The 21334-nt window shown below is 41.5% G+C and carries 27 protein-coding genes; 15 read left to right on the plus strand and 12 right to left on the minus strand.

All coding sequences use genetic code 11. The annotated features are described in order from the left end of the window. Nucleotides 1–2 precede the first annotated feature (2 nt). From POV27_RS06930 to POV27_RS06965, 8 genes are all read left to right on the plus strand, one after another. The gene (locus POV27_RS06930) at nt 3–425 is read left to right on the plus strand and encodes a hypothetical protein (protein ID WP_272862017.1); all 423 of its coding nucleotides are present in this window, start codon (nt 3–5) and stop codon (nt 423–425) included. Between the two features lie 8 nt (nt 426–433). Continuing rightward, nucleotides 434–1276, plus strand: coding sequence for a restriction endonuclease (locus POV27_RS06935; RefSeq protein ID WP_272862018.1), 843 nt, complete (start codon nt 434–436; stop codon nt 1274–1276). 1 nt (nt 1277) lies between these two features. Further along, nucleotides 1278–2648, plus strand: coding sequence for an MBL fold metallo-hydrolase RNA specificity domain-containing protein (locus POV27_RS06940; protein ID WP_272862019.1), 1371 nt, complete (start codon nt 1278–1280; stop codon nt 2646–2648). Nucleotides 2649–2765: 117 nt separating this feature from the next. Further along, the gene (locus POV27_RS06945) at nt 2766–3212 is read left to right on the plus strand and encodes an Hsp20/alpha crystallin family protein (protein WP_272862020.1); all 447 of its coding nucleotides are present in this window, start codon (nt 2766–2768) and stop codon (nt 3210–3212) included. Between the two features lie 59 nt (nt 3213–3271). Beyond that, nucleotides 3272–3715 carry a hypothetical protein gene (locus POV27_RS06950; protein WP_272862021.1) on the plus strand — a complete coding sequence of 148 codons (444 nt, stop codon included), beginning with the start codon at nt 3272–3274 and terminating at the stop codon, nt 3713–3715. Nucleotides 3716–3751: 36 nt separating this feature from the next. Next, the gene (locus tag POV27_RS06955; RefSeq protein ID WP_272862022.1) at nt 3752–4390 is read left to right on the plus strand and encodes a hypothetical protein; all 639 of its coding nucleotides are present in this window, start codon (nt 3752–3754) and stop codon (nt 4388–4390) included. Beyond that, complete coding sequence (locus tag POV27_RS06960) at nt 4387–5385, plus strand: NAD(P)-dependent oxidoreductase (protein ID WP_272862023.1); 999 nt, start codon at nt 4387–4389, stop codon at nt 5383–5385. Before POV27_RS06955 ends, POV27_RS06960 begins: the two co-directional genes overlap by 4 nt. A 12-nt stretch (nt 5386–5397) precedes the next feature. Then, nucleotides 5398–5538 carry a hypothetical protein gene (locus POV27_RS06965; protein WP_272862024.1) on the plus strand — a complete coding sequence of 47 codons (141 nt, stop codon included), beginning with the start codon at nt 5398–5400 and terminating at the stop codon, nt 5536–5538. A 154-nt stretch (nt 5539–5692) separates the two neighbouring features. Here the strand turns inward: POV27_RS06965 and POV27_RS06970 are convergent, their stop codons facing one another. Next, nucleotides 5693–6523, minus strand: coding sequence for a universal stress protein (locus POV27_RS06970; protein WP_272862025.1), 831 nt, complete (start codon nt 6521–6523; stop codon nt 5693–5695). 350 nt (nt 6524–6873) lie between these two features. On the opposite strand from POV27_RS06970, the gene POV27_RS06975 reads away from it, so the two are divergent. Then, nucleotides 6874–7260: an START-like domain-containing protein gene (locus tag POV27_RS06975; RefSeq protein ID WP_272862026.1), complete on the plus strand. Its 387-nt coding sequence runs from the start codon at nt 6874–6876 to the stop codon at nt 7258–7260. Nucleotides 7261–7317: 57 nt separating this feature from the next. Beyond that, entirely contained in the window at nt 7318–8163 is an 846-nt protein-coding gene (locus POV27_RS06980) for an aminotransferase class IV (RefSeq protein ID WP_272862027.1), read from the plus strand. On the opposite strand, the gene POV27_RS06985 is transcribed toward POV27_RS06980, so the two are convergent. The 5 genes from POV27_RS06985 to POV27_RS07005 form a co-directional block, all read right to left on the minus strand. Next, nucleotides 8160–8720, minus strand: a complete 561-nt coding sequence (locus POV27_RS06985; RefSeq protein ID WP_272862028.1) for a YqgE/AlgH family protein — start codon at nt 8718–8720, stop codon at nt 8160–8162. The genes POV27_RS06980 and POV27_RS06985 overlap by 4 nt on opposite strands. Before the next feature lie 132 nt (nt 8721–8852). Continuing rightward, entirely contained in the window at nt 8853–9125 is a 273-nt protein-coding gene (locus tag POV27_RS06990) for an HU family DNA-binding protein (protein ID WP_272862029.1), read from the minus strand. A gap of 184 nt (nt 9126–9309) precedes the next feature. Beyond that, nucleotides 9310–10257, minus strand: coding sequence for a methionyl-tRNA formyltransferase (gene fmt, locus POV27_RS06995; protein WP_272862030.1), 948 nt, complete (start codon nt 10255–10257; stop codon nt 9310–9312). A gap of 23 nt (nt 10258–10280) precedes the next feature. Beyond that, nucleotides 10281–12176, minus strand: a complete 1896-nt coding sequence (locus tag POV27_RS07000) for a RecQ family ATP-dependent DNA helicase (RefSeq protein WP_272862031.1) — start codon at nt 12174–12176, stop codon at nt 10281–10283. Nucleotides 12177–12184: 8 nt separating this feature from the next. Further along, a complete protein-coding gene (locus POV27_RS07005; protein WP_272862032.1) occupies nt 12185–12739 on the minus strand; it encodes an AAA family ATPase in 555 nt (184 codons plus the stop codon). A gap of 90 nt (nt 12740–12829) precedes the next feature. Here POV27_RS07005 and POV27_RS07010 point away from each other — a divergent pair, with 90 nt between their 5' ends. From POV27_RS07010 to murA, 3 genes are all read left to right on the plus strand, one after another. Then, on the plus strand, nt 12830–13120 hold the full coding sequence (locus POV27_RS07010; RefSeq protein ID WP_272862033.1) for a DUF493 family protein: 291 nt from the start codon (nt 12830–12832) through the stop codon (nt 13118–13120). A gap of 61 nt (nt 13121–13181) precedes the next feature. After that, on the plus strand, nt 13182–13817 hold the full coding sequence (locus POV27_RS07015) for a DUF4290 domain-containing protein (protein WP_272862034.1): 636 nt from the start codon (nt 13182–13184) through the stop codon (nt 13815–13817). A 23-nt stretch (nt 13818–13840) separates the two neighbouring features. Further along, nucleotides 13841–15151: a UDP-N-acetylglucosamine 1-carboxyvinyltransferase gene (gene murA, locus POV27_RS07020; RefSeq protein ID WP_272862035.1), complete on the plus strand. Its 1311-nt coding sequence runs from the start codon at nt 13841–13843 to the stop codon at nt 15149–15151. Between the two features lie 36 nt (nt 15152–15187). Here the strand turns inward: murA and POV27_RS07025 are convergent, their stop codons facing one another. From POV27_RS07025 to POV27_RS07045, 5 genes are all read right to left on the minus strand, one after another. Continuing rightward, complete coding sequence (locus tag POV27_RS07025; protein WP_272862036.1) at nt 15188–15769, minus strand: tRNA (guanine-N1)-methyltransferase; 582 nt, start codon at nt 15767–15769, stop codon at nt 15188–15190. A gap of 84 nt (nt 15770–15853) precedes the next feature. Further along, a complete protein-coding gene (locus tag POV27_RS07030) occupies nt 15854–16090 on the minus strand; it encodes a (4Fe-4S)-binding protein (protein WP_272862037.1) in 237 nt (78 codons plus the stop codon). Between the two features lie 101 nt (nt 16091–16191). Then, complete coding sequence (locus POV27_RS07035) at nt 16192–17496, minus strand: cryptochrome/photolyase family protein (RefSeq protein WP_272862038.1); 1305 nt, start codon at nt 17494–17496, stop codon at nt 16192–16194. Beyond that, nucleotides 17496–17960, minus strand: coding sequence for an SRPBCC family protein (locus tag POV27_RS07040; protein ID WP_272862039.1), 465 nt, complete (start codon nt 17958–17960; stop codon nt 17496–17498). Before POV27_RS07040 ends, POV27_RS07035 begins: the two co-directional genes overlap by 1 nt. Nucleotides 17961–18216: 256 nt before the next feature. Next, a complete protein-coding gene (locus POV27_RS07045) occupies nt 18217–18885 on the minus strand; it encodes an MIP/aquaporin family protein (RefSeq protein ID WP_272862040.1) in 669 nt (222 codons plus the stop codon). A 111-nt stretch (nt 18886–18996) separates the two neighbouring features. Between POV27_RS07045 and POV27_RS07050 the strand changes: the two genes are divergently transcribed. Then, nucleotides 18997–19857, plus strand: a complete 861-nt coding sequence (locus POV27_RS07050) for a DUF2911 domain-containing protein (protein ID WP_272862041.1) — start codon at nt 18997–18999, stop codon at nt 19855–19857. A 47-nt stretch (nt 19858–19904) separates the two neighbouring features. Here POV27_RS07050 and POV27_RS07055 read toward each other — a convergent pair whose 3' ends face one another. Next, nucleotides 19905–20780 carry a helix-turn-helix domain-containing protein gene (locus POV27_RS07055; RefSeq protein WP_272862042.1) on the minus strand — a complete coding sequence of 292 codons (876 nt, stop codon included), beginning with the start codon at nt 20778–20780 and terminating at the stop codon, nt 19905–19907. 189 nt (nt 20781–20969) lie between these two features. On the opposite strand from POV27_RS07055, the gene POV27_RS07060 reads away from it, so the two are divergent. Then, nucleotides 20970–21314, plus strand: a complete 345-nt coding sequence (locus POV27_RS07060) for a hypothetical protein (RefSeq protein WP_272862043.1) — start codon at nt 20970–20972, stop codon at nt 21312–21314. Nucleotides 21315–21334 lie beyond the last annotated feature (20 nt).

Below are 21334 nucleotides of genomic sequence, written 5' to 3' on the forward strand. Positions count from 1 at the left end.
TCATGAAACAGGTAGGAATATGGCTCGATAAGAAAGAAGCTTACATCATTTCACAGGAAGGCGAGCGGGAACAAAAAGTGAAAAGAATAGATTCTGAGATTGAAAGTTTTCGTCCTCATGGAGGATCGGGTACCCGATTTAAAGGCGGGCCGCAGGATGTTGTTCAGGATAGTAAATACCTAGAGCGTGAAAAGCACCAAATGAAGATGTACTTTGATCGTATTTGCGAATATTTGCATGAGGCAGATGCGATCGTTGTATTTGGCCCCGCCGAAACGGGACAGAAATTCATCAAGGAACTAGAACATTCCCATAAAGGGATTGCTGCCAAGGTAAAAGCATTGTGCAAGGCCGATAGTATGACCGAAAATCAAATGAAAGCTTGGGTTCGTGACTATTTCGAAGGCAAAAATGCCATTCCATAAATCGTGTTATGGAACCTCATGATATAGAAATTATTAAGTCTTCTGGAGAGAAGGGGCAATTCTCTTTCGAGAAGCTAAGGAAATCCCTTCAACGAAGTGGCGCCGACCATGAAACTGTAGAAGGGATTATTGACGTGGTTAGGGACGAACTTTATCAAGGCATTTCCACCAAGGAAATTTATCATCGGGCCTTTTCACTACTCAAAAAGAAAAAATCCAGTTACGCTTCCCGCTATAAATTGAAGCGGGCCATTTATGAATTAGGCCCTACGGGCTTTCCATTCGAGCGCTTTGTGGCTGCTATTCTTTATTATTCGGGATATGATACTTCAGTAAACATATTTGTGCCGGGAAAGTGTGTTACGCATGAAGTAGATATCGTAGCCAAGAAAAATGGACAAACGACTTTGGTAGAATGTAAGTTCCATGGAGATCCGGGGAACAAGTCAGACGTCAAGGTTCCCTTATACATAAATTCCCGCTACCAAGACATTTTGTTAAGCTTTAAGGGCCATGGAGAGGACAAGGCTCCTTCAGAATGCTGGGTCGTTACCAATACACGTTTTACCAAGGATGCGCGGACGTATGGCAATTGTGCGGGTCTTCAACTCATAAGTTGGGATTATCCAGAGAATGACGGTTTAAAGGATCGCATCGATCGACTGGGATTGTATCCTATTACCGTTTCTACCTTACTCACTAAAAGGGAGAAACAATTTCTACTAAGCCGTGATGTTGTATTGTGCCGTCAATTGATCAACGATCATTTTTACTTGGATCATTTGGGGATTTCGGAAAGTAGGAAGCAACGAATCCTCGATGAAGTAAAGCTGTTATGTACAATACATTAATATGAGAACGGTAAAAGTGCATTTTCTGGGAGCTTCGGGTACTGTAACAGGTTCCAAATTTTTATTGGAAACCCCCAAAGGTACTATCTTGGTCGATTGTGGTCTATTTCAGGGCTTAAAGGAACTACGCGAACAGAACTGGAAGGATCTTTCATATCCTGTTCCCAATATCGATTATGTTTTATTGACGCATGGGCATTTGGATCATGTAGGATACTTGCCAAGACTTGTAAGGCAGGGTTTTAGGGGCGAGATTTGGGGAACGGCTCCTACCTTGTCTATTGCCGAGATCATTATAAAAGACAGTGCTAAAATCCACGAAGAAGAAGCCGAAAAAGCCAATACCGAAGGCTATTCCAAACACTACCCAGCCCTTCCTTTTTACGCAAAAATGGAGGCTGAAACAACCCTGGGGTATTTCAAGGCCATTGAAAAAGATGAGTGGCTTTATCTTTTCGATGAAATCAAGGTTCGATTTCGCTATAATGGACATATCATAGGCTCCACCTTTATCGAAATCGACATTTATGGGAAAATATTCGTCTTTTCTGGCGACATTGGTCGGAATGACGATTTTCTATTACGAGCCCCAGAGAAACCCCAATGGGCCGATTATCTCTTTTTAGAAAGTACCTATGGCAACAAATTACATCCCAAGGAGGATGTCTTCGAAAAGTTGTCCGACTTGGTTATGGAGACCCTTCACAACCGAGGAGCGCTCATTATTCCATCCTTTGCCGTGGAACGTTTGCAGACGCTTATGTTCTTGTTTTGGTCCTTATACCGAAAAAACAACATTCCCAACATCCCTGTTTTTATAGACAGCCCCATGGGAGATAATGTATTCGATGTGTTTCAGCGATTTCCAAGTTGGCATAAACTTTCGCCTTCAGATCTACGCAATATGGATCGCAGAATGACTACGGTTTCCTCCTACAAAGAGACGTGGGAAACGATAGACGATCCTCGGCCTAAGGTGGTCATAGCAGGTAGCGGAATGATTACGGGGGGTCGGGTATTGACGTATTTGAAGCAACTCATAGATGAACCCTCTACCACCGTCTTGTTGGTAGGATACCAATCGGAAGGTACTCGGGGCCGACAACTTTTGGAAGGCGCTCACGAGGTAAAATTCTTTGGAAAGTACATGCCCGTACAAGCGAAAGTACATCATATAGAGGGGCTTTCTTCGCATGCAGATCAAGAGGGTATTTTATATTGGATAGGGGATATTAAAAACATCCCGGAAGAAGTGTTTCTTATTCATGGAGAAGCCACAGCAAGAGATGTACTTAGATCGAAAATCCAGGATATTCATGGATGGCGAACCACGATGCCACAGCTGTACGACATAGTTAAGATCCTAGTTTGATTGGAACTGCAAAATGTAGCCCTTAAAAAACTGTAAAGCTGATAATTATCATTTCGGTCATGTGCGCCGAAGCGTACCTTTAATCTGCATATTAATAATCATAAATCGCTTCGTATTATGTCACTAATTAAATTCAACAAAAGAAGGTTCCCATGGTTATCTGAAGGACTTTCCCCTTGGTTTGATACCGACGATTTTTTTGCTGACGATTTTTTCATTCGTGATAGAAACGTACCGGCAATGAATGTGAAGGAGAACAGCGATAGTTTCGAGATCGAGCTTGCTGTTCCCGGTTTTTCAAAAGAGGATATCGAGGTGACCATGGAAAATGAATTCCTGCATGTATGTGCAAAAAAGAAAAGTGAGGAAACCGAAGAAGGAGACGAGGGGTATACCCGCAAAGAATTCAGTTATCAAGAATTCGATAGAAGAATGAGACTCCCCAGTTCGGTGAACCGAGACAAGGAGGTACAAGCTACCTATAAAGATGGAATCCTAAAGTTGCATCTTCTGAAAAACGAAGAACTTCAATCACCATCCAAAAAAGTAATCGAGATAGTTTGACCTTACATGGCGGAACGGCGCTGAGGAGATGTCTTCCGCCATTTTTTAATGCCAAAATCATGAAAAAAGCAAAACAAGCCTATCGATTTGTAGAATGGAGCAGCCCGGACGAGCTTCATGAAGCCACTTTGGAATGGAAATCCGAATTGGAATTCATCAAAGTAGAGCAGAGGTTCCTTAATCAGCTTATTGCAAATCACACCCTAGAGCTCATTTCAAAAGAAATAAGAAAAGAAAGCCAAGAACTTATTAGCGAACTGTACAAAGAGGAAAAAGAGGTCGATGGATTATTTGATGATGTACTTAAACACAGCAATCGATTGGAAATCCTGGTAGATGGTGTGGACCAGATTCAGGAAGAGAAACAATTCAAGGAAGCCCATTATTTTCTCAAAATGGAAGTGCTAAGCTACCTGAACAACTATAAAGAGACGAAGAGAAAGATCTTTCTTCTCATTCAACAAATCATGAAAAAGAAAAAAAGGAAACAGATTTCCGGCTAACCATCGCAATTTAATAGTAACCCAAAACCTTTTATTATGAAACCCTTATTATTCACCACCCTGATCGCTTTTCTATTTTTGGGTTGTTCCTCCAGCAAATTGGTAAACGAATGGAAAAGTGAGGAAGCCGTTAATTTTGAAGCCAATAAAGTACTTGTCATCGGTTTGGCCGAAGACAAAGAACTTAGAATGCAGTTTGAGGAACAGTTGGCCGACCAATTGAAAAAGGAAAATGTAATTGCAGTACGGAGTATCGATTTTTTCGAATCCTCCTTTGCCGACGAACGAAAGTCGGAAGCTGAGCTCAATGAAATAGAACAACAACTATTAGAAGCTGGGTTCGATGCCATTCTATTCTCTAAAATCATTGGTTCGGAGGATAAAGTAACCCTCATGCAGGCACTCAGAAACTTCGATAATTCCTTTAACTCCTTTCGGGAGGATTATTATCAATCTCAAGATGCGTCCCAATTCCATAACGAATATCAAGCCTATACACTTTACCATGCACAGACGAGCCTCTATTGTATCTGTCCAGAAAAGGAACGGGAACTACTATGGAGCGGGAATATCGACATCGTAGAAGGCCTCAATAGGGACCGAAGTATAAGAGACTATGTGAAAACCCTGGTACGTTCCTTAGAGGATCGCCAACTTTTAATCGTAAACTTATGAAAGTACTGGTCTACAGTGCCAAAGAGTTTGAACGACCGTTTTTGGATAAGGCCAATAATGGCATTCATAATCTCACCTATGTAGCGGACCGACTTACCAGCGAAACGGCCATGAAGGCGTTGGGTCATAAGGCCATTTCCATTTTCTCCGCAGATGATGCTTCCCCCATTGTATTGGAAAAGCTGAAGGATTTTGGTGTTAAGTACATCACCTTACGATCGGCCGGACATGATAATATCAATGTTGCCATGGCGAGGAAACTGAAGTTTAAGGTCGCCAATGCACCCGATTATTCTCCCCATGCCATAGCCGAACATGGTGTGGCCCTTCTACAGTCCTTTAACCGAAGAATCGTAAAGTCGCAGCAACAGATTCGTAGAAACAACTTTTCTTTGGATCAGTTAGTAGGCATGGACATCCACAATAAGAAGGTGGGTGTTATGGGTACGGGTAGAATTGGGAGCGTGCTTACCAAAATTATGTACGGCTTTGGCTGTTCCCTATATGCCAATGATACCGTCATAGATGAAACCTTGCAGTCACAATATGATGTGGATTATATTTCAAAAGAAGCCTTGTGCCGTACGGTAGATATTCTTTTTGTGTGCCTTCCATTGACTACGGAGACATATCATCTCATCGATGAATCTTTTTTGAATTCGCTGGAACACCGTCCACTCATTGTAAACATTGCACGCGGGGCCATTGTAAAAACAAAGGATATACTTAGGGCTTTGGACGAAGGACAGGTATCGGGTTATGTCACCGATGTTTATGAAAAGGAAAGCGGGATTTTCTTCTATGATCACTCCGATGGTCCCTATTTGGAAGATCCCCAATTGTTGCGGTTGTTGAATCATCCCAAAGTACTTCTTACACCGCATCAGGCTTTTGCCACGCGTGAAGCCTTAAAAAACATAGCCCAAAGAACCATAAAAAACTTAGATGCCTGGGAAGCTGGCAAAGTGGCCGCTTGCGAATTGGTAACCTCTTAAACCTATCTACAAATGAATAATGCGATACACATACCGATCCTTTTATTTCAGGATGATTCTATGCGGGAAGATTACTTCTTGGGTGCAGCATTGGCAGCCATGATCATCATCGCCTTGATCTTTCTTTTTGTTTGGTCCCGCAAGCAGCGTTGATATTTTTGAGCGTAAGTAGTTGTTGCTACAAGAGCACCCCGATACAATTTTGACTACGTCAAAATCACTCGGCGACCTTTCCTAGAAGGAAGGACTTCGAGTGGTTTTTCAACGAAAAACTGTATCGAGAAGCCCAGTTCGTTTTTTTAACCTTTTAAGAATGCAACACGAGTAGGGGAACTCTGCTTTCGTAACTTATTTCTGAAGTGGTAGATCCAAAAATGAAACGACTCAGGAAGCTTTTGCGTTCTACAAACAGAGCGTGAAGCTGAACCGGATGCAATTGGGTAAAGGCGTCTATTGCTATCGCGACAGGGATATGTTCCAATATGTAGTAGTCATCCAGTTTCCGTTCTAAAAATAATTCCAAAGAAGCGAGTTCATCGTCTGGATCGTATTCCTTGTTGCCATCCTGAATATCGAGCACGGTTACCTTCGGTTTTTTCAAATCGATGATACTCTTTAGGGTTTGCATCCCGTCGGGATAGAACTCTTGATTATGTGTTGAGAAGAGTAACGTTTTTATAGGTATATACGAATACCCTTCAGGGATTACGAGTACAGGACAATCTACCTTGTGAATCACTTTAAGCGTATTACTCCCAAATATTACTTCGTTAGCGCCGGTAGCTCCGTTGGATCCCATAATGATAAGATCGATATGCTCGGCTTTCACCACTTGGGAAATCGAATCGGTAAGGGTGTCATAATCGGTAATGCTATCGAAAGAAAAAAGTCTGGAAGGATATTTCTCCCTGCAGTCTATAAGCAGTAGCTCCAATTCCTTTTTGTTGTCTTTAAGGACTGTTTCATTGATCGTAGCTGTGGCTGGAGCCGTATAAAAATCATCCAATAAGAACTCCGAGGGTTTTTGCACATTCAAGAATATGAAATGGCAAGGATGCCCTTTAAAGAATTGTAAGGCATAATCAATAGCGTTTTTTGAATTATCCGAAAAGTCTGTGGGTAGTAATATACGTTTCATGGCTGTAGTTTTGATTCAAATCTAGGCATGCCCCGATCATTTTACTATGACCGGCGTCATGTTTTACAGATGAGCGAGGATGAATTCTAACAGGACTAAATTATCCACCCGCTACCTAAACAAAAGGACAAATGTTTTAGGGTATTTTTCTTTCACTGGATTTCGGAAAGAAAAAAGTTATGTGCATTTGGTAACATTTTTTCCATTTCGCCCTCTAATTTTTAAATCAGAAAATGCAGAAGGGAGGTGTTTTTTGTTGTTTACCGATGACTCGAAAAAATTTCAATCCCTTTCTTTTTAAGTTTCAAATTAATATCTATATTGGGCATTAGCTAACTGAAATCTACCACATGGACGAAAAAATAAAGTACGAAATGGAGTTTCCAATTCTGGCTTCTCCATCCCTTCTATATCAGTATATATCTACCCCTTCTGGCATGAGCGAATGGTATGCCGACAACGTGAACTCCCGTGGTGAGTTTTTCACCTTCATTTGGGAGGGAAGCGAAGAACGCGCTCAATTGCTCGGAAAGAAAAGCGGCGAACGTATCAAATTCCGTTGGGAAGATGATGAGGATACCGATTATTATTTCGAATTGCGTATTCAGGTGGACGATATAACGAAAGACGTATCCTTAATGGTGACCGACTTTGCCGAAGAGGATGAGGTGGAAGAGGGAAAAATGTTGTGGGATAATATGGTCTCCAACCTAAAACATATCTTGGGTTCTACCTAATGGAAACCCAAGAATACAGTATCTTTGCGCCGTCTTATTTATAAAGGCGGTTTTTTTATGCTGAATTATAACGGTACCCTACTTTCAGAAGAAACTCCCTCTATGTCCTTCACCAATAGAGGCTTGCATTATGGGGATGCAGTTTTCGAAACCATCAAAGTTTCTGCAGGTAAAATTTTCTTTTGGGAAGATCACTACTTCCGTCTCATGGCTTCCATGCGAATTATGCGTATGGAAATCCCAATGAATTTTACATTGGAGTTTTTGGAAGAAGAAATTCAGAAGACTCTAGCAGCACAATCTGAAGGGAACGCTGCATACCGTGTGAAACTTTTGGTATGGAGAAGCTGGGGAGGAAAGTATACTCCAACCTCCAAGGAGGTATCCTATCTCATTCAACCAGAACCTATAGAAACCCCGTTTTATGTGCTGGCTGAAAAACCCTATGAAGTTGAGTTGTTCAAAGATCACTACGTAAATGCAGGCTTACTTTCTACCTTAAAAACCAATAACCGTTCGGTGAATATTTTGGGAAGTGTATTCGCCCAAGAAAACGGATATGAAAATTGTCTGTTGCTGAATGACAAAAAGCAAGTCATTGAAGCCCTTAATGGTAATTTATTCTTGGTAAATGGTTACAAAATAAAAACACCTCCGCTTGCCGATGGTTGTTTAAATGGAATATTGCGAAAGCAGCTCATTGCGATTTTAGGACAATTACCCGATTATATTTTGGAAGAAGCCTCTGTTTCGCCTTTCGAATTGCAGAAAGCGGACGAAATGTTCATTACCAATACCATTGTAGGGATACAGCCGATTTCTAAATACAGGAAAAAGGAATATGGAAATGCAGTCGCTAAGGACTTATTGGGCAAGTTGAATGCGAAAGCCCGATTGGGTTAGTTGAGATTGGGATTTTCTGGAGCATTGGACCAAAGAACGTAGTCACCTCCGAATTCTAGCATTTTTTCCTTCCAAAAGTTCTCGCAACAACCTCCAATGATGTCATTTTTTGCTTCATTTTTGGTAATTACCCAGCTATTTACCTCTAATTCGTCCTCCAATTGCTCACTGGACCAACCCGAATATCCGAGGAAAAATTGGATTTGATCCTCCTTTAATTCGTCATTTTGAAGCATTCCTAGGATGGTATTGAAGTCCCCTCCCCAGTAAATTCCATTGGAAATTTCGATACTGTTTGGGATCAATTCTGGAACACGATGAATAAAATAGAGATTGTCTTGTTCCACTGGACCGCCGTTGTAAACCTTTAATTCTGAGTCTATTTCGGGTATGAAGTCCCGCAGACAATATTCCAGAGGTTTATTGAGGATGAATCCTACAGACCCATTCTCATTGTGCTCTGCCAAAAGAACCACCGATCTGTTAAAGGACACATCACCGATGATAGAGGGTTCGGCCACGAGCAACACTCCCTTGGTTGGTTTAAGGCCAATCATTTTAAATGGTTTGGTCAATTAAAGCTAAGTAATAATTTAGTAATATCCAATAGTTTTGTCTATTCTTCCTTTTTGGGTACTAAAAAACCCCACCTTCTTGGTGGGGTTTTAGCATTATAAGATATAATGTGATTAGTTTACACTATCCGATAAATCTGAACCTGCTTTAAATTTTACAACGTTTTTAGCAGCGATTTTGATAGTTTTTCCTGTTTGTGGGTTTCTTCCTTCTCTAGCAGCTCTCTTAGATACTGACCAAGATCCAAATCCTACTAAAGAAACTCTGTTTCCACTTTTAAGCGATCCTTCAACATTTCCTAAGAAAGACTCCAACGCTTTTTTTGCAGCTGCTTTAGTGATTCCGGCATCCTCTGCCATTGCGTCGATTAAATTTGATTTGTTCATAGTTTACTTTTTAAATTAATTGTTGGTTAAACTTTTTAATAATTGCCCTACAAATTTAATCGGATTATCCGTTCACGCAAGTAATGGCGGGCTAAATCGCCGTTTTTGTTGATAACTTAAAAGCTTTGTTAATAAAGATGGGCGTTTTTGACAAGATTTTGCTTAAATCAGTAATAACAAGGCCTCACGAGAAATATGCCCCTTTTTCTACTTCAAAACCATTTAAAAGGTCACCGATGTCCATTTTACGCTTCCCAGGAATTTGCATTTCGGTGATATGGAGGTAGCCGCCCTCAACGGCAACTTTTAATTTCCTTTTTTCCGTAAATATACTTCCTAGCGTATGCGAATGCGATTCGGGTTCTATTTCAGATCCATAGATCTTAACCTTCATTTCCTTATCCTTATTAATAAGGACAGCCCATGCCGATGGGTATGGAGATAATCCCCTTATAAAGGCATCAATGCTTTCTAACGAAAGTGACCAATCGATTTGAGTATTTTCGGAAGTGAGCTTGGGTGCCTCTTTAAATTCCAAGTTTTTATCCTGTGGTTGCGGAGTCGCCTTATCATTGGCAATCATATCCAAAGTATGCACTACAAGTTGGCTTCCAGTTTCCATGAGTTTATCATGAAGACTGCCCGCTGTTTCCCTAGGATCTATGGCTACTTTTTCCGAAGCAATGATTGCTCCCGTATCTATTTTCTCATCGATAAAGAAAGTGGTAACCCCGGTTTCTTGCTCCGCGTTGATCACCGCCCAATTAATGGGAGCAGCTCCTCGGTATTCTGGAAGGAGGGATGCATGTAGGTTGAACGTTCCAAACTCTGGAAGGTCCCAAACCACTTTTGGAAGCATGCGAAAAGCAACCACCACTTGAAGATTGGCCTCCAAAGCTTTCAATTCATCCAAAAACTCCGGTGCCTTTAGGTTGGTGGGCTGTAATACAGGAAGTCCTTGCGATAGGGCATATTCCTTTACTGCAGATTGCCGCAATTTACGTCCACGGCCCGCAGGCTTATCGGGAGCAGTGATAATGCCTACGACCTTATGTCCGTTTTCAATAATGGTTTGTAAAACGCCCACGGCAAAATGGGGAGTCCCCATAAATACGATTCGAAGTGCTCTCAAAGATGGTATATTTTAAGTAATTTTTATTTGCAGAAATATTGGCTGACTGCATTCAATTGAATTTTCCCTGCATCCAATAACATAGATAGGGTTTCCAATATGTCCTTCTCGGCAAAATTAAGGTTTTTAATCAGGCTTCTAGAATCGTGCGGGGTTTCTTTTATAAGTGCTAAAATCTCGGAAGCGATGTACGCTAGGGAATCGGAATTCTTGGTGGTATTCTCTAGGCAAACCGAACAATGACCACAAGGTTCGCTAGCTACTTCTCCGAAATACGCAGTCATTTGCAACTGAAGGCATTCGCTGTTATTTTCCACATATTTCAACACAGTTTCCAATTGACTGGCTTTGCGGTCTTTCTGCGCCTCGATTTCCTTTTTTAAAGGATTCAGGGTTCTGTCATCTTCCCTTGGGACCAAAAATGTAATGGACGCGTCCGTTTCAAAAAGTTGAAGTTCCAGAAGATCCTTTTCCGCCATTTCCTGAAGCACAGCAATCACATTCGCCTTGGGCATGGACAGCTTTTTGGCTACCAAATTTATGTTCAGGGGAGTAGGGGTGTTGAATACCCCTCCGTACATCCGCAAGATGGTTTTACCAACAATGGCAAAGGACACCTGGTTTTCGAATTCATTCAAAAGCACTTCCGAAGAAACCAGGAATTTGACAATGGACTTACGACCAAATTCCTTCTGTAATCGCAGTATCCCCAATCGATCCAGTAGGTTCATGCCATGAAAGGTAGTAGTGGGATGTAATTTATAGGTATGGCAAAATTGTGTGAAATTGAATTCATGCACCGAAAAACCGCCTTCCCCGTATGGGATCTGAAAGTAGTTATTCAGCGTTCTATATAACTTCTTTACGTCTTCAAAAGTAGGTTGGGAGTCCACGAATTGTCTTTTGGCAAGGCCTTTGTCTTCTTCGGTATAAAGCAGGATTGCTTGTGAAGGGTTTCCATCCCTTCCGGCTCTACCGGCTTCTTGAAAATAACTTTCCAGGCTTTCGGGTAACTGTACATGAATAACATGCCTTACGGCACCGTGATCTATACCCATACCGAAGGCGTTGGTCGCCACCATGGTAGAAACGGTTCCTCTTTTCCAAGAGGCCAAACGCTTGTTTTTTTCTTCGGTAGAAAGGCCTCCGTGGAAAAAGGTGCTGGGAATGCCCAAATGATGCAAGCGGGCTGCCATTTTTTCGGAAAGGGATCGACTCCGCACATAAATAATCGACGATTCCTCTTGTCCCTCCAGCAATTGCTGGATTCTATATTCCTTATCGGCCACGGACCAAACGTGAAAGGAAAGGTTCTCACGAACAAACGAATTCCTAAAAACCTTGGGCTCTTCCAATTGGAGTTGAACCATAGTATCCTCAAGTACCTTCTGGGTAGCGGTAGCCGTCAAGGCCGCAAAAGGAACCTTAGGGTGAATTTCCCGTATGACCTTAATGTTGTGGTAGGCAGGACGGAAATCATTTCCCCATTGTGAGATACAATGCGCTTCATCCACGGCCACGAGATTTACTGTCATGCGTTGTAAGGCGTTCTGTACCACTTCCTGTTGTAATCGCTCTGGAGAGAGGTACAGGAACTTGTAATCTCCATAGCAAGCATTGTCTAGTAGGGTAGAGAGCTCGGAGAAAGGAATGCCGCCAGGAATTTGCAGTGCCTTAATACCTTTCTCGTTTAAGCTTTTCACCTGATCGGCCATAAGGGCAACCAGAGGGGAAATCACAATACAGATTCCTTCCAAAAGTAGGGAAGGGATCTGAAAGCAAATCGATTTTCCTCCACCTGTCGGTAAGAGCGCCACAGTATCCTTGCCCCTAAGAATGTTATGTATAATAGCTTCCTGCTGCGGTCGGAAGGTGTCGTGCCTCCAGTACTTTCGTAATATGTCTATCGGCTCTTTCAAAATAGGACCTAAAGTTGGGAAAGTATGAATTCGATTCTGTTTGGTACGGTATCCTTGGGAACGGTGATGGGATCGTGACCAAAATGGGAATAGGATTCTCTCAAGTGATCATACAATTTTATAGCTTCTTCAAAATCCTCGAAACGTCCTTCATCTACCCCGAAAATCTCCTTCCATGGCGGAAGGATGAAGACGGCATCGTAGGCTACTTCTTTACAGATATCGGTAAAGTGTGTGCTGTACTCCTGATCGAAAAAGTCCATATAGGCCAATACATCGCCCACCCCGCGATCGAAGAATATATAATTGCCATTGGAAGCAAGGGAAGCTTCGAATTGTTGTTGGCGACCGTGTAATAATTTTTTATTGAACAATAAGGAGTCATCGGCAAAAACGATGGGGTTGGATTGTATGTCTTCTTCCGATTTGTTTTCTACCTCCTCTGCGGTAAATTCCCTGATGATTTCAGGATAACATTCATATCCCATAGCTACCAATGCATCGATCAAGGATGTTTTTCCAGTGGCAGGTCCTCCTGTAATTACGATTCTTTTTGTATTCAATCTATCCAGTGTATTAATCGTACAAATATCGGAACAATTTATTGATACTTAAAAGTGTATCTTTGCAATCGTTTTTTAGGATATTTGGCTATGAAAAGCAACGAAAAATCAACAGAATTTTACGATCGGTTACGGGAGCAACTACAATTGGATACCGAATGGCCTTCTCCCTATATGTTTAAGTTTATTGTGCCTGCCAGTATTGAGAAGATTGCCGAAATAGAGGCGGTTTTTAACGGTACGAATGCAGAAATAAGTACGAGGGATTCTTCCAAGGGGACTTACACGAGTGTTTCCATTAAAGTGACCATGGAATCACCAGATGCGGTGATCGAAAAATATTTGGAAGTTTCCAAGGTAGAAGGTGTCATTTCCTTATAATTTTAGTATTTTGCAATCGTTATACTTCAACGAAGACACTTCCTTTTAAACTTATTTCATTTTGGTTGAAAATTTAGAATACAATACAGAACGTCCGCATTTAATTATTCCTGAATATGGACGTCACATCCAAAAAATGGTAGATCATGCCATTTCCATGGAAGATAAAGAGGCCAGAAACAAATGTGCCAAGAGTATCATTGCGGTCATGGGGAATCTTAACCCACACTTACGCGATGTTCCCGATTTTCAGCACAAGCTGTGGGATCAATTGTTCATTATTTCCGATTTTAAATTGGATGTGGACTCCCCATATCCAAAACCTTCCCGAGAGGAATTGGCCGAACGCCCGGAACCTTTAAACTATCCTCAAAACCATCCTAAATACCGTTTCTATGGTAACAATATTAAAAGGATGATCGATGTAGCCAATGGTTGGGAAGATGGGGATTTAAAGGATGCTTTGGTAATGACCATTGCTAACCATATGAAGAAATGCTTCCTTAATTGGAACAAGGACACCGTTGAAGATAGTGTGATCTTTGAGCATCTGGTTGAATTATCGGATGGGAAGATCAACTTGCACGGAAGCGAAGAGGATCTTTCGGATTCACTTCAGTTGTTGAAAAACAAGAAACGCTTCAACAAACCAAGCAACAAAGGGAAAAACAAAAACAGAGGCCGCAAACGCTTCTAAACCTAATCTGCGCTACATAACATATGGGAACATTTCAAATTGAAGGTGGACATTCCCTAAAAGGTGAAATCCATCCCCAGGGGGCCAAAAACGAAGCCCTACAAATTCTTTGTGCTGTTTTATTAACTCCAGATGAAGTTGTTATTGAAAACATTCCGGACATACGGGATGTGAACAAACTCATTACCATATTGGGTAATCTTGGGGTAAAAATTCAAAAACTAGGCAAAGGAAAATATGCTTTCAAGAGTGACGATATCAATCTAGGTTATCTAGAATCCGAACTGTTTAAACAGGAAGGTAGTTCGTTACGAGGTTCCATTATGATTGTTGGGCCCTTATTAGCGCGTTTTGGAAAAGGATACATACCTCGACCCGGAGGTGATAAGATTGGTCGTAGACGTCTCGATACCCATTTTGAAGGGTTTATAAAACTGGGGGCAACCTTCCGTTATAATAAGGAAGAGCGCTTTTATGGTGTAGATGCTCCCGATGGACTAGCGGGTACCTACATGCTTTTGGATCAAGCCTCGGTAACTGGAACAGCCAATATTGTAATGGCTGCCGTATTAGCCAAGGGAACTACAACCATTTATAATGCAGCTTGTGAGCCTTACCTTCAGCAATTGTGTAAAATGCTGAACTCCATGGGAGCCAAGATATCTGGAGTAGGGTCTAACTTATTGACCATTGAAGGGGTAGAAAGTTTGGGCGGTTGTAATCACCGTGTTCTCCCCGATATGATTGAAATTGGAAGTTGGATTGGACTTGCTGCCATGACCCGAAGTGAAATCACCATCAAGAATGTGAGTTGGGAAAATTTGGGATTAATACCTGATACCTTCCGTAAACTGGGAATCGCATTAGAGAAGAAAGGGGATGATATCTACATCCCTGCTCAAGATAGTTACGAAATTCAAGGGTATATAGACGGCTCTACCTTAACGGTAGCCGATGCCCCTTGGCCTGGGTTCACCCCAGACCTTTTAAGCATCGTACTGGTTGTTTGTACACAAGCCAAAGGGAATGTGCTCATCCACCAAAAAATGTTCGAAAGTCGTTTGTTCTTTGTGGATAAATTGATCGACATGGGTGCTCGAATCATCCTTTGCGATCCGCATAGGGCTACGGTGATGGGGCACAATTTCGAATCGCAATTAAAAGCGACTACCATGGTGTCTCCGGATATCCGTGCAGGTATTTCGTTATTGATTGCTGCTTTATCCGCCAAAGGAACCAGTACCATTCACAATATAGAACAGATCGATCGTGGGTACGAGAATATAGACGAGCGCCTAAGAGCTATAGGGGCAAAGATTACCCGTATCGATTAATCTGAAAAGGAATTACAGAGAAATAAAAAAGGCGCTTTACGGCGCCTTTTTGTTTTTGTTGATTTCGTCTTGAAGTTTTCTTCTTAGTTGCTGTTCCCGCTCTAGGGTACGCTGTCTGTGTGCTTCGAATTCCGCTTCTATTTCAGAAAGTCTCAAATTGGACACCTTGGTAATGGCGTTACTATTCCTGAATCGGGTGAAGAAAAATAATGCCAGTAATAGTAAGAACCCAATAACCGACCACATAATGGTCTTATAGGTCGATTTTTTCATGAGGGAACCAAAGAACTGAATTCCATCTTCCTTGCTTTTAGAAGTAGCCAATTCGGTTTGAAGGTTGGTGACATTTGCCGTAAGCGTACTTATCTCACCCGCTTGCTGATCGATGGTCCCTTGCGCGTCCGAAAGGTTTTTCTCGATAAGGGCGATACTGTCGTTAACGCTTTTTCTAAGGTTGTTTAGTTTGAAGATCTTAATGACCTTATAATCTTCATAACGGTTCGATTTATCGAAGACATCGGTAAATTGATCTGCTAGCGTGTTCTGTGCTTCCTGTGCTAATGTGGGGACAAAGCAAAGGCACAATGCAATACGTAATAATTGTGTATAGAATTTCATAGATGTAAGGGTGGTTTGTTACGACAAAAGTAACCACAAAAAGGGAGAAAAATTGTGCTTGTAATGCGTAACTTCTGTTAAATGTTACTTAACGGTTTCCAATTCGCCAATTCGTTGGTAACTAAGCGCTCCAGATGGGCACTTGTGGATTTGTTCAATGATTTTTTCTGAGGGGGCACCTTCCAAATCGATCCAAGGAATCACAGAGGTTCTAAAGACTTCTGAAAGACCTGCGCAACAGGATCCAGCATGTATACATTTTTTTGGTTCGTAGGTTACTAGTATGTCACGATTGCGAAAGGTGTTTTCTTCGTTGCTCATGAGTATTAGATTAGGGGCTTTGTGTAAATATACTATAAAAACATCGATAAATGTATGTAAATTATCGATAAAACGCACTTTTTCGGAAAAATCGCACAAAATCAGTTCAACGCTTCCTTATAGGTTGATAGACAGCGTTCTCGGGCCCATTTATGATCGACCATGGGTGTTGGATAATCGTTGGTTCCGAATTCTTTCACCCATTTTCGGATGTACTTCTGTTCCTTATCGAATTTTTCGGCCTGGGTCATGGGATTAAAAATTCGGAAGTAGGGAGCCGCGTCTACACCACTACCTGCTGCCCATTGCCAATTACCAACATTACTGGCCATTTCGTAGTCCAATAATTTTTCGGCAAAATACGCTTCGCCCCATCGCCAATCGATAAGCAAATGCTTGCACAAAAAGCTCGCTACCAACATACGTACCCTATTATGCATATACCCAGTGCTATTCAGTTCTCGCATTCCAGCATCCACCAAAGAATATCCAGTTTCACCCTTTTTCCACTTTTCGAAATCTTCCGGATCGTTATTCCACGCTATCCTATCATAGGCTGGCTTAAAAGCTTTGTGTACTGTATGTGGAAAATGCCACAGGATTTGCATGAAGAATTCGCGCCAGATAAGTTCCTGCCAGAAGATTTCATTTTTTTCGGCAATGGCCTTGGCGACCATTTTCCGAACGCTCACGGTGCCAAACCGCAGATGCGGCCCCAATCTGGAGGTACCGTCTACAGCCGGAAAGTTACGACGTGCTTCGTACTGTTGGATGAGGCTAGGGGAGGTGATGGCAGGAGGAACTGATATGGAAGATCTCCTAAACCCTATTTCTTCCAAAGAGAGAAATGGAAGGTCGGAAGGCGTCCAAAGGTTATCAAATAAGGGAGCAGGCTCGTAGTGCTTCAGGGTATAATGGTTCCGGAATTGGTATTTCCATTTTTTCATGTAGGGTGTGTACACCACGTAAGGATCTCCATTGTCCTTTACGATTTGATCCTTTTCAAAAATCACTTGATCCTGGTAAGTGTGAAAACCGATGCCCTTTTCCTTTAAGTAATTTGCAATACGCTGATCCCGTTCTTCGGCATAGGGTTCATAATCATGATTGGTGATGACATGTCCAATGTCGAAACGTTCCGAAAGCTGTGCAAAGACTTCTAACGGCGTACCATAATATATGGCGAGACCACTTCCTTGTTCCTTTAGTTGCGCATTCATATCCGTTAGGATGTCATGGATAAAAGTAACGCGAGCATCGTCTTTGGGAAGGGATTCCAAGATTTCCGTATCGAAAATGAAAATGGGGAGCACTGGATTTTTCCCGCGTAAAGCGTTATAGAAGCCGAGATTGTCATCGAGCCTTAGATCCCGACGGAACCAAAAGATGTTTATTGCAGTGGCCATTATTTCATTTCACCAAATAGCTCAATGAGCTTGTTTGTTCTGTATTCGAAAATCTCCTTCAGTTTTGGGCGAACCAATATAGGGTGCATCCAACGGCCAATAATTCCGAAGGGGATTTTGTAGTCGACGATATCTTCCATCTCAACACCACCATCAATCTCTTTCAGAAAATGTTTGTGGTGCCAAAGGGAGTAGGGGCCAAAGCGTTGTTCGTCTACAAAATAGATGCCTTCTTTAACATGGGTGATTTCAGTAACCCATTTGGTCTTAATTCCCAAAACCGGGGTTACAATATACTGAATGATCTGGCCTGCATACATGGGCCTATCGGCACCCGATAGAATTTCGAAGCCCATATAGTCGGGTGTAATGGTTTTCAGGTTCCTAGGATCGGAAAGGAAGTCCCAAGCCTCTGTCATAGAGATGGGTAAATTCTGTTTGGAATGGAGTGTAAAAATTTTCAAAACGTACAATTCTTTTGTAAAAGTACGCTTTGTTTATTGTTTATTCAAAAAAGTTAAACAAAAATTAACAGCTATTTGCGAAGTGTGGTGACATGTTTGTTCATTTGGAACAAACGATACAGTTCAACATTGATTCCTGTCTTTTTTCTTTTTCTGAATTTGAAGATATTTTTAAAGTAACGTAACATTGCCTTTTTTCGTAAATATACGAAGGAAATTTCTTCAAATCAATGGTAAACATAAGATTTACAGAGATTTAACAGTTATCGTCACAACAGTGGTCATCTTTGACCAATTTGCAGCTGATCACCGCCAAAATCGCACCGATTATCGGAGCTAGGAGATAAATCCACAAATGTTGTAGGTGTCCACTTACGACTGCAGGAGCCAAAGATCGGGCTGGATTCATCGAGGCGCCGGTAATGGGACCGGCAAAAAGAGCTTCCAAAAGTACCACACCTCCAATGGCAATTCCGGCCATGACTCCAATTTCTTTGGAGCCTGTAGATACATTGATAATGACCAACATTAAAAAGAAAGTGAGGACTATTTCAAAAACGAAAACCCGTAATACATCGATTTGTGGAAGCGTACTTCCCAATAATTCATTCTCAGGGAACAAAAACAATAATAATCCACTGGCAGCAAAAGCTCCTACGATCTGAGCAATGCAGTAAGCGGGAACCTCTTTCCAAGGAAATTTCTTGGCATACGCAAATGCGATGGTCACGGCTGGGTTAATGTGTGCACCACTAATTTCCCCAAAGGCATAGATCATTCCCATGACAATGAGTCCAAAGGTGATGGCGATTCCTACATGGGTTACGGTTCCTCCTGTAAATTCGTTAATGACTATGGCTCCTGTACCACAAAAAACAAGGGCAAAAGTGCCAATGGCTTCGGCAATGTATTGTTTGGTTTTCACACTGCAAAAGTAAGATTCTGTGGGAATTCTATTTTATGTTTTTGTTAACTATTAAAGATTTGCCATATCGTACCTTCGTGAAAAATCAATATAACCATTAATAACACTACAATGAAAAAATTAGTCCTTTTCGTATGTGCTGGCCTACTGGCTTTTACAGCCTCAGCACAAGTTAAGACCCCAGCTCCTAGTACTCCTCAGAAGATTGTACAAACCGTTGGTCTCACCGACGTTACCCTGGAATACTCTAGACCTTCTATGAAAGGGAGAACCATTTATGGTGGATTGGTGCCTTACGGAAAACTTTGGAGAACCGGTGCCAACAAGAATACCTCTATTACTTTTAGCGATGATGTAATGATTGGTGGTAAGGATGTAAAGGCAGGGACCTACGCCATCTTTTCGAAGCCAAACGTAAAGAGTTGGGAAGTGATCTTCTATAGCGATGCCAACAATTGGGGGACTCCTCAAAAATGGGATGACAGCAAAGTAGCGGCTAAAGTAAACGCACAAGTATTCCCTTTGCCAATGAGCGTTGAGACCTTCACAATTAGTTTTGACGATATCAAGAACGATTCTGCCAACTTGGGAATGATCTGGGAAAATACCTATGTTTCTGTACCGATTAAGTTCCATACAGATAAGGCGGTAACGGCCAGTATTGAAAGCGTAATGAACGGTCCTTCCGATCGTGATTACTATCAAGCTGCAGTATACTACCTAGAAGCAGGTAAGGACATTGGCAAAGCTAAGATGTGGATTGAGAAGGCTATCGAAATGCGCGAGAAGCCCGCTTTCTGGTATCACAGACAGCAATCTCTAATCTATGCGAAAGCAGGAGAGAAGAAAGCCGCTATCAAAGCAGCTCAGAGATCCCTTGCATTGGCTAAGGAAGCTGGAAATGATGATTACGTTGCCCTTAACACCAAGTCCCTAGAAGTTTGGGAAGGTCGTGCATCGGCAGAGAAGTAAATCATTTACTACAACATTGAAAAGCCCTTCATTTTTGAAGGGCTTTTTTATTTTACAATGGATTTTAATTCGTTTCGGTATTGCGAAGGACTCTTTCCTGTATACTCTTTGAATTTTTTATTGAAATGCGAAAAGTTGTTGAAACCACATTCATAACAGATAAGGGTAATACTCAACTGTCCTTCCGATAGTAATTTACAAGCATGTACCAAACGGTACTCATTTACGAATTGAGTGAAGGTCTTACCCGTTTTGTTTTTGAAATAACGACTGAAAGCCTGCTCACTCATATTGATGAGATCGGCCGCTTCGGTTAGGGGAATGGGTCTGGTAAATTCGTTACGTACCAAATTGTAGATAAGATCCAACCGTTGGGTATCTTGGGGTTTGGATTCTATCGCAATGTTTTCCACATTCAATAGTGTATAGTGTTCTGTAGCTGCCATTTCTTTCAGTAGCTTTAAGAAGGAGAGCATCCGGTCGAAGGGATCCAGCGCTAATAAAGCTTCTATTTTTTCACCAAACATATCTTTTACTTCGGAGTGAAATACAATTCCTTGTTGGCTTCGTAAGAACAGCTGTTTTATGTCATTCATTTCGGGAGCTTCAAAGAAGTCCTTCCCCAAGAAATCTTCCTTTATGTGGATGACCACTTCACTTTCGTTCCCCGTAAGTCGGTTTGTAAAGCCAAAGTGTGGGAGATTGGAGCCAATAAATATGAGGTCACCATTATTGTAATAGGAGATATGGTTCCCAATATGCCGCTTACCATTCCCTCCCTTAACATAAACGATTTCCATTTCGGGATGGAAGTGCCACTTAGGTGCAAATTCATTGCACTCCTCTTTATAATCGTGGATTTTAATGGAACTACCATACTCCGGGGAGATGGATTCCAATATTGGATTTTTTAGGGCTTTCATATATGCAAAATTAACACCCCTTGTAACAGGCAACTGATTCAAAATTAACCAAAATATATGGTATTTTAACAAAATAGGGTTTATTAGATAAGTTTTGTGTTAAAATAGAATATAAACTGGCCTTTGGAGTGGATGTAGGATTTGTAGGGCGGTCGCATCTTTGCACTGTAACATTAAAACACTTACGTTATGAAAACAGTTAAAAGAATTTTTGTTGCTATTGCATTCATGAGCGCTATGGCTGGTTATGCCAACGACACTAAGGTTATTAACGGAGAGGATGCTACCATTACAATTGTTGAAGAAAACAAGACGGTACAAGTCTCGATCCTAAATACCCAAAGCACATCCTACACCTTATACATTTACAGTGATACTGGTGATTTGGTGTTCGAGGGGACCTTAGGGAATGACATTAGCTTAGGGAAGGTATTCGATTTTCAGGATGCCGAACAAGGCAACTACAAATTTAAGTTTGTTTCCAGCAATGGGGAAACTCACTTGTACAATGTTAAAACCGGTTCGAAGTTTTAATTCAAATTTTGTTATTGTTG

Source organism: Aureisphaera galaxeae (assembly GCF_028561275.1).
In the GTDB taxonomy this organism is placed as follows: Bacteria; Bacteroidota; Bacteroidia; order Flavobacteriales; family Flavobacteriaceae; genus Aureisphaera; species Aureisphaera galaxeae.